Annotated in this window: 9 protein-coding genes; 3 read left to right on the forward strand and 6 right to left on the reverse strand. The window is 68.3% G+C overall.

What is annotated here, in order from left to right:
- The first annotated feature begins 131 nt into the window (after positions 1-131).
- The gene (locus AC1DXV_RS23265; protein ID WP_477868076.1) at positions 132-2,705 is read left to right on the forward strand and encodes a di-heme oxidoredictase family protein; all 2,574 of its coding nucleotides are present in this window, start codon (positions 132-134) and stop codon (positions 2,703-2,705) included.
- Positions 2,706-2,768: 63 nt separating this feature from the next.
- On the opposite strand, the gene AC1DXV_RS23270 is transcribed toward AC1DXV_RS23265, so the two are convergent.
- From AC1DXV_RS23270 to ureA, 5 genes are all read right to left on the reverse strand, one after another.
- Positions 2,769-3,818, reverse strand: a complete 1,050-nt coding sequence (locus AC1DXV_RS23270; protein WP_477935767.1) for a GSU2403 family nucleotidyltransferase fold protein — start codon at positions 3,816-3,818, stop codon at positions 2,769-2,771.
- A 76-nt stretch (positions 3,819-3,894) separates the two neighbouring features.
- The gene (gene ureC / locus AC1DXV_RS23275) at positions 3,895-5,610 is read right to left on the reverse strand and encodes an urease subunit alpha (protein WP_477868070.1); all 1,716 of its coding nucleotides are present in this window, start codon (positions 5,608-5,610) and stop codon (positions 3,895-3,897) included.
- On the reverse strand, positions 5,610-5,915 hold the full coding sequence (locus AC1DXV_RS23280) for an urease subunit beta (protein WP_477868072.1): 306 nt from the start codon (positions 5,913-5,915) through the stop codon (positions 5,610-5,612). The genes ureC and AC1DXV_RS23280 overlap by 1 nt, the downstream gene beginning before the upstream one ends.
- An 11-nt stretch (positions 5,916-5,926) precedes the next feature.
- Complete coding sequence (locus tag AC1DXV_RS23285; RefSeq protein ID WP_477935769.1) at positions 5,927-6,511, reverse strand: HupE/UreJ family protein; 585 nt, start codon at positions 6,509-6,511, stop codon at positions 5,927-5,929.
- A gap of 23 nt (positions 6,512-6,534) precedes the next feature.
- Positions 6,535-6,837, reverse strand: a complete 303-nt coding sequence (ureA, locus tag AC1DXV_RS23290; RefSeq protein WP_477873936.1) for an urease subunit gamma — start codon at positions 6,835-6,837, stop codon at positions 6,535-6,537.
- Between the two features lie 81 nt (positions 6,838-6,918).
- Between ureA and AC1DXV_RS23295 the strand changes: the two genes are divergently transcribed.
- Both AC1DXV_RS23295 and AC1DXV_RS23300 read left to right on the forward strand, forming a co-directional pair.
- A complete protein-coding gene (locus AC1DXV_RS23295; protein ID WP_477935771.1) occupies positions 6,919-10,416 on the forward strand; it encodes an ATP-binding protein in 3,498 nt (1,165 codons plus the stop codon).
- Entirely contained in the window at positions 10,397-11,362 is a 966-nt protein-coding gene (locus AC1DXV_RS23300; protein WP_477864807.1) for a response regulator, read from the forward strand. The genes AC1DXV_RS23295 and AC1DXV_RS23300 overlap by 20 nt, the downstream gene beginning before the upstream one ends.
- A gap of 211 nt (positions 11,363-11,573) precedes the next feature.
- Here the strand turns inward: AC1DXV_RS23300 and AC1DXV_RS23305 are convergent, their stop codons facing one another.
- Positions 11,574-12,746 carry an ATP-binding protein gene (locus AC1DXV_RS23305; protein WP_477935773.1) on the reverse strand — a complete coding sequence of 391 codons (1,173 nt, stop codon included), beginning with the start codon at positions 12,744-12,746 and terminating at the stop codon, positions 11,574-11,576.
- Positions 12,747-13,055 lie beyond the last annotated feature (309 nt).

Here is a 13,055-nt window from a genome sequence, read left to right on the forward strand (position 1 = left end):
CGCCCAGCCCGGCCCCTGCGCCGGCTCCCGCGCCGAGCCCGGCCCCTGCGCCGGCACCGAGCCCCGCTCCCGCGCCGGCTCCTRCGCCCGCACCTGCCCCCGCACCCGATGTCAGCAACCCTGGCGTCGTCATCAAGCCGGCAACCGCCACGTCGTCGGCGCTGGAGAACGGCGGCATGCCCGCCACCAACACGATCGACGGCAGTCTCGGCACGCGCTGGTCGAGCAAGCAGGAAGACGGCGCCTGGATCCAATGGGATTTCGGCAAGAAGACGCAGATCGGCGCGCTGAAGCTGAGCTGGGAGAACTCCTACGGCAAGGAGTACGCGCTGCAGGTCTCCGACGACGGCCAGAACTGGTCGCAGGTGCGCTACGTCAGCAACGGCAAGGGCGGCACCGAGGGCTTCTACAACCTCGGCATCAACGCGCGCTTCGTGCGCCTGCAGGGTGTGGCACGCGGCACGCAGTACGGCTACTCGCTGTGGGAAGCCGAGTTCAAGACGCCGGGTTCCGACAACACGATGCCGACGGTGGCCACCGCGCCGCTGAAGGCACCGACCAGCGGCGCCGGCATGGCCCCGTTGCCGACCCAGGTCGATCCGGTCGAGACGCTGCAGTTCACGCTGGCCGACGGCACCCTGGTCACGCGCTTCGGCATCCGCGGCCTGGCCCGCCACGCCCGCGAGCGCGGTGAAGACTGGAACGAGATCGGGCAGGGCCCGAACGAGACGGTCGACGCGAACGGCAACCCGGTCGACAAGGGCCCGGGCAACTTCCTGACCTTCGTGCCGAACTACTTCAAGAACCGCACCTGGGGCTTCGAGATCATCGACAACAGCCGGGTCGCCGGCGTGACCGCCCCGACGCTGCGCGTCAACCACTACTTCACGCAGGACCAGTTGCCTGGCGGCGTGGCGTGGTTCCGCGCATTCGACCGCGTGGGCGTCACCGGCTACGGCTGGATGAACCCGGGCCAGCTGGTCAACGACAAGGTCACGATCTGCCCGCCGGTGGCCTACCCGCCCAACGGTAGGCTGTTCAGCAACAGCATCCTGAACAACGATTGCAGCCTGACCGTCAAGGACTACCCCGGCCATGGCGACATCGGCGCGGACGGCATGCCCAACGGCCGGAACGTGCCCGCACGTCCGTTGGTGGCGGGCGACGTGATCGAGGTCTCGCCGTCGTTCTTCTCGACCAAGGAGGCGATGGCCGCCAAGGGCGACAACGGCGGCATCCGCTACTACGCGGGTGAATGGACCTACGTGGTCGGCACGGGCCTGCGCCCCTGGTACGGCGTGCAGCCGCGCCTGATGAACGCGCCGCTGCCGGCCGAGACGCTGCAGGGCGGCACCGGCTCGCTGTCGTACGACTATGCCGACAACGGCACCTTCATGTTCCAGCAGCCGCACATCAACGTCGGCATGCAGAACATGCAGCGCTTCGTCGAAGGCCGCCGCGCGATCCACACCAACATGATCACCGGCGAGCACAACGAGCCGGGCAACGACCGCTTCGATGCGCTGGTGGGCCTGCAGGGGCCGCGCTACAACCAGTCGTCGTGCATCGCGTGCCACGTGAACAACGGCCGCAGCCCGGCGCCGGCGGCCGTCAACCAGCGCCTGGACACGATGTCGGTGCACACGGCGTCGATCAATGCCCAGGGCCAGCAGGTGCCCGACTCGCGCTACGGCGTGGGGGTGCAGATGAACGCCCGCGGTGCCGATGGTGCGCCGCAGGACTGGGGCAACGGCGTGCGCGTCGCCGGCTTCGACACCCAGATCGTGAAGCTGGCCGACGGCACGACGGTGGAACTGCGCAAGCCCAAGCTGGCCTTCGACGGCCCGACGCCGCAAGTCGTCTCGCTGCGCGCTGCGCAGCCGATGCTGGGGACCGGCCTGCTGGAAGCGATTCCGGAAGCCGACATCCTGGCGCGTGCCCGCGGCACGGCGGACGCCGACGGCATCAAGGGCCAGGCGAACTTCGTGTTCGACCCGGAAACCGGTGACGTGCGCCTGGGCCGCTTCGGCTGGAAGGCCGGCAAGTTCAGCCTGCGCCATCAAGCCGCGTCGGCCCTGCTGCAGGACATGTCGGTGACCACGCCGGTGTACCCGAGCCGCGATTGCCTGTCGGGCCTGCCGACCTGCCGCACGAAGAACGAGAAGGGCCTGGCCGAAACCGACCTGCAGTCGATCTCGCGCTACCTGCAGCTGCTGGCCGTTCCGGCACAGCGCAGCCTGGTGAGCGGGTTCCCGAAGGGCGTGGCACCGCTGGCGGACCTGGACGTCGATCCGGTCAAGGTGGCCAACGGCGCGAAGGTGTTCAAGGCGGCGAACTGCACGGGTTGCCACGTGGCGGACCAGAAGACCGGCTCCGGCCACCCGCTCGCCGAGCTGCGCAACCAGAGCATCAAGCCGTACACCGACCTGCTGCTGCACGACATGGGGCCTGACATGGCCGACAGCTATGTCGAAGGCACGGCGGCCGGCAACCTGTGGCGCACGTCGGCCCTGTGGGGCATCGGCTACACCGACCGCGTGATGGGCACGGCCGGCAAGGTCGGCTACCTGCACGACGGCCGCGCCCGCTCGCTGACCGAAGCGGTGATGTGGCACGGCGGTGAAGCCACCAACGCCCGCAATCGCTTCGCGGCGCTGTCGACGGCGGATCGCCAGGCACTGCTGGCGTTCCTCGGATCGCTCTGATCCTTCCGCTGATCTGATGAAAGAAAGCCCCGCTTCGGCGGGGCTTTTTCCTTGATCGACCGGTCACCCGTCGATGGGGTCGAATCCGTTTCTTTCGGCCCAGTCATTGAACAGGTTGCGCAGCTCCTCCGGAAGCTCGAGCACGAAATCGATGTTCAGAGGGTACGCATCAGCCAGGAAGTAGCGGCAGGCATCGAGCAGGACCTCGTCTTGCCGCCCGTCCTTCGGTCTTTTCTGTGCGTTTCGCTCCGGCTTCCTGGCCAGCCACAGCTTGTGGAGCGCCATCCATCGAGGGTCGGGAACGTAGAGCGGGCAAGCTCGATGGCGCTGTGTCGCAACCACTGCAAATGCCGCCTTCCCGCACAAGAGCCACTCTTGCTCCACCAACGAGACCATCGGCTGGAACCTCTCCTTCTTGGGGAGGGGGGCTCGGCTTGGCGCGGCCAGCAGTTCAACTTCGTAGCCCGCGCTGTTGACCGCCTGGTAGGGCTTCTTCGGGTTCAGTGTGTATGTGGCGTCGATGGACTGGAGCACGTTGATCAGCGGCTTGCGGCTGTCCACGTCTGGGTCGGGAACCAGCCTGGCCCGGGACACGCCCGAACCACGGCACCATGCCAGATCAAAGTCTTGCGTGGGCTCGTTGCCCGCGGGGAACTTCACGCCGCAGAGAACTTCGTACGCCGCAAAGGCGTTGGTGCCAACGACCAGAAGGTCGTTCCTCAGCAGCCCCTCGACATCAAAAGCACGAAGCAGTTCCCCTTGCTTGTCCAGCATCACCGGCAGGCGCAGGGCGCGGTACTGCCGCGCACGTTGTTCGATGAGGGCATCGGCGTCGGCAACACGCTTTTTGGCCGTCTCCTTGTCAGCGACGAAGGACTCGTAGGCAGCCTCTGTTTCAGGCGAGCGAGCGCCCTGGGTCGTTGCGCTGTCCTGGCTGCCGCGTTTGACGGCCAGGTAGTCGACTCCACCCTTGGCCTGCCAGAACATCGAGCTGGGCAAGGAAGCCACGGTCTGCCGAGCTTGATGCCACTGTTCATAGGCTGCTTCAAGGTTGGCGATGACCTGTCCCGAGTCGGACAGAAATGGGGCGAAATCTGCCTTGGTGTATGCCATAAGTTGTTGACTATAGGCATATTCCACCGATCACGCGCAAATTTGAGCGTGATCGGTGGAAAGGGGGGTGCAAGGATCAGAACAGGAAATACCGCTGCGCCATCGGCAGCACCGTCGCCGGCTCGCAGGTCAGCAGCACGCCATCGGCGCGCACCTCGTAGGTCTGCGGATCGACCTCGATCTTCGGCGTGAAGCCGTTGTGGATCATGTCGGCCTTGCTGATCGAACGCGTGTTGCTCACCGCCACCGCGCGCTTCTTCAGCCCGAGCTTCTCGGGCACGCCGGCCGCGAGCCCCGCCTTCGAGACGAAGGTGACGCAGCTGTCGTGCATCGCGCCGGCGAACGAGCCGAACATCGGCCGGTAGTGCACCGGCTGCGGCGTCGGGATCGATGCGTTCGGGTCGCCCATCGCCGCGGCCGCGATGAAGCCGCCCTTCAGGATCAGCGACGGCTTCACGCCGAAGAAGGCCGGCTTCCACAGCACCAGGTCGGCCAGCTTGCCGACCTCGACCGAGCCCACCTCGTGCGAGATGCCCTGCGTGATCGCCGGGTTGATCGTGTACTTCGCGATGTAGCGCTTGACGCGGAAGTTGTCGTGCCGCGCGCTGTCCTCGGGCAGCGTGCCGCGCTGCGCCTTCATCTTGTGGGCCGTCTGCCAGGTGCGGATGATCACCTCGCCGACCCGGCCCATCGCCTGGCTGTCCGACGACATCATCGAGAACACGCCGACGTCGTGCAGGATGTCCTCGGCCGCGATCGTCTCGCGGCGGATGCGGCTCTCGGCGAAGGCCAGGTCCTCGGCAATCGATGCATCGAGGTGGTGGCACACCATCAGCATGTCGAGGTGCTCGTCGATCGTGTTCACCGTGTACGGCATCGTCGGGTTGGTCGACGACGGCAGCACGTTCGGCAGCCCGGCCGCCTTGATGATGTCGGGCGCATGGCCGCCCCCCGCGCCCTCGGTGTGGAAGGTCGCGATCGTGCGGCCCTTGAAGGCGTCGATCGTGCTCTCGACGAAGCCCGATTCGTTCAGCGTGTCGGTGTGGATCGTGACCTGGATGTCGTGCCGCTCGGCCACGCTCAGGCAGTTGTCGATCGCCGCCGGCGTGGTGCCCCAGTCCTCGTGCAGCTTCAGGCCATAGGCCCCTGCCTCGACCTGCTCGTCGAGCGCGCCGGGCAGGCTTGCATTGCCCTTGCCCTGGAAGCCCAGGTTCATCGGGAACGCCTCGGCCGCCTTCAGCATCTGGTGGATGTACCAGGGGCCGGGGGTGCAGGTGGTCGCGAAGGTGCCGGTGGCCGGGCCGGTGCCGCCGCCGAGCATCGTCGTGACGCCGCTCATCAGCGCCTCCTCGATCTGCTGCGGGCAGATGAAGTGGATGTGCGAATCGATGCCGCCGGCCGTGACGATGCTGCCCTCGCCGGCGATGATCTCGGTGCCGGGGCCGATCACGATGTCGATGCCGGGCTGCACGTCGGGGTTGCCGGCCTTGCCGATGCCGGCGATGCGGCCCGCCTTCAGGCCGATGTCGGCCTTCACGATGCCCCAGTGGTCGATGATCAGCGCGTTGGTGATCACCGTGTCGGCCACGTCCTTCGCCAATCGCTGGCCCTGGCCCATGCCGTCGCGGATGGTCTTGCCGCCGCCGAACTTCACCTCTTCGCCGTAGCCGCCGGCCAGCAGCGTGTAGTCCTTCTCGACCTCGACGATCAGGCCGGTGTCGGCCAGCCGCACGCGGTCACCGGCGGTGGGGCCGAACATCTCCGCATAGGCGCGGCGGTTGATGGTGGCCATCAGAGCGCTCCCTGGACTTCGCCGCGGAAGCCGTAGACCCGGCGGTCGCCGGCATAGTCGACCAGCTCGACCGTGCGCTGCTGCCCCGGCTCGAAGCGCACCGCGGTGCCCGAGGCGATGTTCAGCCGCATGCCGCGCGCGGCCGCGCGGTCGAACTTCAGCGCCGGGTTGGTCTCGGCGAAGTGGTAGTGCGAGCCGACCTGCACCGGCCGGTCGCCGCTGTTCTCGATCACCAGCGTGATCGTGCGGCGGCCGACGTTGATCTCGATGTCGGGGCCGTCGATCAGCAGTTCGCCTGGAATCATCGCCGGCTCCTTCAGTTGACCAGCAGGGCGACGCCGAACAGCGCGACGGCTGCCCCGGCCACGCGCGGCAGCCAGGCGGCGCGCGAGCGCAGCAGCAGCCCGATGCCGATGCCCGCGCCATGCAGCAGCGCGGTGGCGGCGACCATGCCGACCAGCGCGAAGGCCGCGGTCGGCCCGGCCAGCTCGGCGCCGTGCGCCAGGCCGTGGAACAGCGCGAAGCCCGCGGCCATCAGCGCACCCGCAGCAGCCGGCAGGCGCGCGTTGGTGGCGAGCAGCAGACCCAGCGCCAGCAGCGACGCGGCGATCATCGGCTCCACCGCCGGCAGCGTGATGCCTGCGAGGCCGAGCAGCGCACCCACCAACAGCGTGCCGGCGAAGGCCAGCGGCGCGATCCAGGCGCGGCGCGCCGTCATCGCGCTCCAGACGCCCAGCGCGACCATCGCGGCCAGGTGGTCGAGCCCGGTGAACGGGTGGGCCAAGCCGGCCGCCAGCGCGCCGACCGCGTCATGGTGCTGGCCGGCATCGGCGCCGGTGTGGGCCATCGCGAGGGCCGGCAGTGCCAGCAGCAGGCCGGTGGCAAGCCGGCGGGAACGCATCGTCTCAGTCATGGGGATCTCGTTCATGCAATGGGTTGGTGCACGGTCACCAACTTGGTGCCGTCCGGGAAGGTCGCCTCGACCTGGATCTCGGGGATCAGCTCGGCCACGCCCTCCATCACGTCGGCGCGGGTCAGCACCGTCTTGCCCTCGCTCATCAGCGCCGCGACCGTCCTGCCGTCGCGCGCGCCCTCCATGATGGCCGCGCTGATCAGCGCGACCGCCTCGGGGTAGTTGAGCTTCAGCCCGCGCGCCTTGCGGCGCTCGGCCAGCAGCGAGGCCGTGAAGATCAGCAGCTTGTCTTTCTCACGCGGCGTCAGTTCCATGGTGGTGCGGGAAGCAGAAGGTGTGCCACATCTTAGGGCGCCTGGTCACCGCAATGGCACGGGGCTTGCGCTCGACACCGCATGAAGTCTGCCAACCCGCCAGACGGCGCCCTGCCGGTCGGCCCCGCGATCGTGCCGGTCGACCGGGCAGGAGAGGGCACTGCCGACGAGCGCGCGGTGCAGCGCGTCGTGAAGGTCCGGCGCGACTACAACAGCTGGGTCGCGCGCGAGACGATGGAGGACTACGCGCTGCGCTTCACGCCGCACAGCTTTCGCAAGTGGTCCGAGCTGCGCGTGGCCAACACCGCGTTCGGCGCCGCCTCGTTCCTGGTGCTCGAGGCGGTGGGCGCGACGCTGCTGGTGCAGTACGGCTTCCTGAACGCGTTCTGGGCGATCCTCGCGACCGGGCTGATCATCTTCCTGGCCGGCCTGCCGATCAGCTTCTACGCGGCGCGCCACGGGCTCGACATGGACCTGCTGACGCGCGGCGCGGGCTTCGGCTACATCGGCTCGACCATCACCTCGCTGATCTACGCGAGCTTCACCTTCATCTTCTTCGCGCTCGAGGCGGCCATCATGGCCTACGCGCTCGAGCTCGCGTTCGACGTGCCGCCGGCCTGGGGCTACCTGATCTGCGCGCTGGTGGTGATCCCGCTGGTCACGCACGGCGTCACCGCGATCAGCCGGCTGCAGGTCTGGACGCAGCCGCTGTGGCTGGTGCTGCTGGTCGTGCCCTACGTCTACGTGCTGCGCCAGAACCCGGGCGTGCTCGATGGCCTGGTGCACTACGCCGGCGCCGAGGGCCGCGGCGCGGAGTTCAACCTGGGCCTGTTCGGCGCCGCGATGACGGTGGGCATCGCGCTGATCACGCAGATGGGCGAGCAGGTCGACTACCTGCGCTTCATGCCCGAGCGCACCGCGGCCAACCGCAAGCGCTGGTGGCTGGGCGTGCTGATCGGCGGGCCGGGCTGGGTGGTGCCGGGCGTGCTCAAGATGCTGGGCGGCGCGCTGCTCGCGTACCTGGCGATCAGCCATTCGGTGCCGGTCGACCGCGCGGTCGACCCCAACCAGATGTACCTCGCGGCCTACGAGTACGTGTTCCCGCACCCGGYGTGGGCGGTGGCCGCGACGGCGCTGCTGGTGGTCGTCTCGCAGCTGAAGATCAACGTGACGAACGCGTACGCCGGCTCGCTCGCGTGGTCGAACTTCTTCGCGCGGCTCACGCACAGCCACCCGGGGCGCGTCGTGTGGGTGGTGTTCAACACGATGATCGCGCTGATGCTGATGGAGCTCGACGTGTTCCGCGCGCTCGGCGAGGTGCTGGGGCTGTTCTCCAACATCGCGATCTCGTGGATCATGGCCGTGGTGGCCGACCTGGTGGTCAACAAGCCGCTCGGGCTCTCGCCGCCGGGCATCGAGTTCAAGCGGGCGCACCTGTACGACGTCAATCCGGTCGGCGTCGGTGCGATGGCGGCGGCCTCCGTGCTGTCGATCTCGGCCTACCTCGGGCTGTTCGGCCCGATGGCGCAGGCCTTCTCGGCGCTGATCGCGCTCGTCACCGCCTTCGTCGTGTCGCCCTTGATCGCGTGGGCCACCAAGGGCCGCTTCTACATCGCCCGGCGCAGCCCGCAGGGCCTGTTCACCCGGCTGCAGCAGTGCGTGATCTGCGAGCGCGAGTACGAGGCCGACGACCTCGCGCATTGCCCGGCCTACCTGGGCGCGATCTGCTCGCTGTGCTGCTCGCTCGATGCGCGCTGCGACGACCTGTGCAAGCCCGAGGCCAAGCTGTCGACGCAGTGGTCGGCGGCACTGCGCGCGCTGCTGCCGCGCCGGGCCTGGCCGTACATCGACACCGGCCTCGGCCACTACGTGCTGCTGATGGCGGTGGTGGTGCCGCTGCTGGCGGGGCTGTTCGGGCTGCTGTACCACCAGGAGCTGCGGCTGCTCGGCGAGCCCGGCGCGGCGCTCGCGCCGGCGCTGCGGCTGGGCTTCATCAAGGCGTTCGCGGCGCTGCTGCTGGTGAGCGGCATCGTCGCGTGGTGGCTGGTGCTGACGCACAAGAGCCGGCAGGTGGCGCAGGAGGAATCGAACCGCCAGACGCAGGCGGTGCACGAGCAGACCCAGGCCTTGCGGCGCGAGATCGATTCGCACCGCCGCACCGACCTGCAGCTGCAGCAGGCCAAGCGCAGCGCCGAGCTCGCGAACCAGGCCAAGAGCCGCTACATCACGACCGTCAGCCACGAGCTGCGGACGCCGCTGAACAGCATCCTCGGCTATGCGCAGCTGCTCGACGAGGACGCGTCGATCCCGCCGCACCGCCAGCAGGCGATCAGCGTGATCCGGCGCGGCGGCGAGCACCTGCTGTCGCTGATCGAGGGCACGCTCGACATCGCCCGCATCGAAGGCGGCAAGCTGCGGCTGGAGTCGCAGCCGATGCACCTGCGCGACGGCGTGCAGCAGATCGTGCGCATGTTCGAGCTGCAGGCGGCGGGCAAGGGCATCGCGTTCAGCCACGAGCTGTCGCAGGCGCTGCCCGAGGTGGTGCGCAGCGACGAGAAACGGCTGCGCCAGATCCTGATCAACGTGCTGGGCAACGCGGTCAAGTTCACGCAGGTCGGCCAGGTGGTGTTCCGCGCCGGCTATGCGCGCGAGATGGCCACCTTCGAGATCGAGGACACCGGCCCCGGCATCGCGCCCGAGGAGATCGAGCATGTGTTCGAGCCGTTCGCGCGCGGCAGCGATGCGGGCGCGGCGGCCGCCAGCGGCACCGGGCTGGGGCTCACGATCAGCAAGATGCTGGTCGACCTGATGGGCGGCGAGATGACGGTGCACAGCACGCCGCAGGTGGGCACGCTGTTCCGCATCCGGCTCTTCCTGCCGGCCACGCGCGATGCGGTGCCGGGCGTGCAGGCGCCACGCGCGAGCCGCACCGGGTATGACGGCGTGCGCCGGCGCATCCTGGTGGTCGACAACGAGGAGGTCGATCGCGCGCTGTTGCGCAGCGTGCTGCAGCCGCTGGGGTTCGAGGTGCGCGAGGCGGCGTCGGGCGACGAATGCCTGGCGCTGCTGCGCAGCTTCACGCCCGATGCGATCCTGATGGACCTGGCGATGCCGGGGCTGGATGGCTGGGCGACGATCCGCGCGATCCGTGCGCAGGACCTGAGCACCGCGCCGATCGCGATCGTCTCGGGCAACGCATTCGACCGCGAGATGGAGAACGACGTCGGCATTGCACCGGCCGATTTCGTGCTGAAGCCGGTGCGCGTCAACGACCTGCTCGACTGGCTGGGCGCGCGGCTGCGCGTGCAGTGGGTGCAGGCGGCGCGCGCCGAGGCGGCGCCGGTGCCGCAGCCGGCGGCGGCCTGGGTGCTGCCTGACGTGGCGCAGCTGCAGGCGCTGGAGGAGCTGGTGGGCCTGGGGTATTTCCGGGGCATCGTGAAGAAGCTGGACGAGATCGAGGCGGACAATGCGGCCCATGCCGGCTTCGTCGCTCACCTGCGCGGGCTGGCCCGACAGTTCCAGCTCGACGCGATGACGCGCATCCTTCGCCAGGCCCGACATGACCGAGAGACTTCCTGACCGCGCCGCGAGCGACGTCGTGCTGATCGTCGACGACGTGCCCGACAACCTGTCGCTGCTGCACGACGCGCTCGACGAGGCGGGCTACGTGGTGCTGGTGGCTGTCGACGGCGAGAGCGCGCTGCAGCGCGCCGCGCAGGCCGACCCCGACATCGTGCTGCTCGACGCCGCGATGCCCGGCATGGATGGCTTCGAGGTGGCGCGCCGCCTGAAGGCCGATGCCGACACGGCGCACATCCCGATCATCTTCATGACCGGCCTGACCGAGACCGAGCACGTGATGGCGGCCTTTCGGGCCGGCGGGGTCGACTACGTGACCAAGCCGATCCGTCCGCAGGAGGTGCTGGCGCGCATGGTGGTGCACATGCAGAGCGCGCGCGAGAAGCGGCAGGCGCGCAATGCGCTGGATGCCTTCGGCCACGCGACGATGGCGATCCACGTGACGCCGCGGCTGGCCGACAGCAAGGCGGTGTGGCAGACGCCGCTGGCGCGCGAGCTGATGCAGCGCTACTTCGAGGCGGCGCCGGGGCAGATCCCGGCCGAGTTGGCGCAGTGGCTGCACGAGCAGTCGCTGGCGGCCGGCGAGGGGCGCGAGCCGAAGCCGCTGGCGGTGACGCGCGGCGAGCGGCAACTGGTGTTCTCGCTGCAGCAGCGCACGAGCGACGACGACTGGTTGATCGTGATGCGCGAGGTGTCGGACGCGGCGGCGGTGGATGCGGTGCTGCAGGCCTTCAAGCTGACGCTGCGCGAGGCCGAGGTGCTGTACTGGGTCGCCAAGGGCAAGACCAACCGCGACATCGGGGACATCCTCGGCAGCAGCCCGGCGACGGTGAAGAAGCACCTGGAGCATGTGTTCGAGAAGCTGGGGGTGGAGACGCGGAATGCGGCTGCGTCGCTGGCGATCCAGAAGGTTCGTGCGTTGGTTCCGTGGCGGCACGGCGGGTGAGGGATGGGCTGGAGCCGATCTTCTTCGTCGCCTCAGAAATCGCCCCCAGCCCATCCCCTCACCCGTCGCGCTGAACCAGCCGCTCTTGTTGGGGGAAAAGACTGAAGTGATCGACGAGCRTGCGAGCGTTGGCGAGGGCTGTTCAACCTTGCAAATTGAGCAACGACCGCTCAATTTGCAAGGTTGCTGGGATGGCTGGTTGCGCCGTTCCTCACCCTCGCGACAAGACGCCTGGAATGTCCCCGAGCGGAATCACCTCGACGTTGTCGGCCAGCGGGTAGCGGCGCTCGACGGGGGCGATCACGTAGCCTTTGTCGACCCCCAGGTCCTCGAGTGACTGCCAGAAGCCGCGGGTCACCGTGGGTGACGCCGAGAACTTGACCTCGAAACCCAGCAGGCGCCTGCCGGTCGACACGACCAGATCGAGTTCGCTGCCGGCTGCCGTGCGATAGAAGCCGAGTTCGCTGCCGGCCGGTGCATGTGCACGCACCTGTTCCAGCACGAAGCCTTCCCAGGAGGCGCCGACGATGGGGTGTCCCTGCAGGTCGTCGATGCTGGCGATGTTGAGCAATGCATGCACCAACCCGCTGTCGCGGATGTACACCTTGGGCGATTTGACGAGCCGCTTGCCGACGTTGGCCAGATGCGGTTCCAGCCGCCGCACCATCATCGCGTCGCTCAGCAGCGCGAGGTAGCGCGTCACCGTGGTGTGTGCGACCCCGCCCAGCGACAAGCCCAGCTGCGAGGCGTTGAAGAGCTGGCCCTGCAGGTGGGCGAGCATGCGCCAGAAGCGATGCAATGTTTCTGCGGGAACGGTCACGCCCCATTGCGGCAGGTCGCGCTGGAGGAATGTCTGGATGAAATCCTGGCGCCAGGTGAAGGAGAGCGTTTCGCTGGGCGCGGCATGGCTCATCGGAAAGCCGCCGCGCGACCACAGGTTCTGCAGGCCCGCCAATTCGGTGGGCCCCGCAGCAAACACCTCAGAGGCGAGCAAGGGCGTCAACTCCAGGTAGCTGACGCGGCCGGCGAGAGACTCGGCACTCTGCTGCATCAGCGGACCCGAGGCCGAGCCCAGCAGCAGGAAGCGGCCGGGCCTGCGGTCGGCGTCGATCTCAGGACGCAGCGCGCTGAACAGATCGGGCATGTGCTGCACTTCGTCGAGTACGACGAGGCGCTCACGATGGCGTGGAAAGAAGAGCTCGGGCCGTTCCAGCTGAGCGCGGTCGGCGGCGCGCTCCAGGTCGAGGAACAACGCATCCCCATGCTCGGCTGCTACCGCGCGAGCCAGCGTCGTCTTGCCGACCTGCCTGGGGCCGGTGATCACGACGCCGGGAAAGAATGTCAGCCTCTCCCGCAGGGAGGCCATGAGGTGGCGTTCAAACATCCTTGCATTTTGAGCGGTGACCGCTCAATTTACAAGGTTGAGATGACTGGCCGTGCTGAACCAGGCGCTCTTGTTGGAGGGAAAAGACTGAAGTGATCGACGAGCGTGCGAGCGTGGGCGCGTTCGTCGGCCACTTCAGTCTTTTCCCCTCACCCAAGGAGGTGCGGCATCGGCAAAGGCGCGGGTGGGGAGGCTGTGGAGCGCCAATAAGGAGGGGGCGCCGGAGCTGGCTGGTTTCATGGCCCGCGTGCGCAGCACGCTTCGTGAACTGACTGTCGTCGACTGTTTGACCACAGCGAACGAAGTGAG

Source organism: Rhizobacter sp. P3_C12 (assembly GCF_056402735.1).

Coding starts and splice junctions, on each gene's coding strand:
- ureA (WP_477873936.1), bottom strand. CDS start 6,837: ATGGAACTGACGCCGCGTGAGAAAGACAAGCTGCTGATCTTCACGGCC.
- AC1DXV_RS23270 (WP_477935767.1), bottom strand. CDS start 3,818: ATGGCATACACCAAGGCAGATTTCGCCCCATTTCTGTCCGACTCGGGA.
- AC1DXV_RS23285 (WP_477935769.1), bottom strand. CDS start 6,511: ATGCGTTCCCGCCGGCTTGCCACCGGCCTGCTGCTGGCACTGCCGGCC.
- AC1DXV_RS23280 (WP_477868072.1), bottom strand. CDS start 5,915: ATGATTCCAGGCGAACTGCTGATCGACGGCCCCGACATCGAGATCAAC.
- AC1DXV_RS23305 (WP_477935773.1), bottom strand. CDS start 12,746: ATGTTTGAACGCCACCTCATGGCCTCCCTGCGGGAGAGGCTGACATTC.
- AC1DXV_RS23300 (WP_477864807.1), top strand. CDS start 10,397: ATGACCGAGAGACTTCCTGACCGCGCCGCGAGCGACGTCGTGCTGATC.
- ureC (WP_477868070.1), bottom strand. CDS start 5,610: ATGGCCACCATCAACCGCCGCGCCTATGCGGAGATGTTCGGCCCCACC.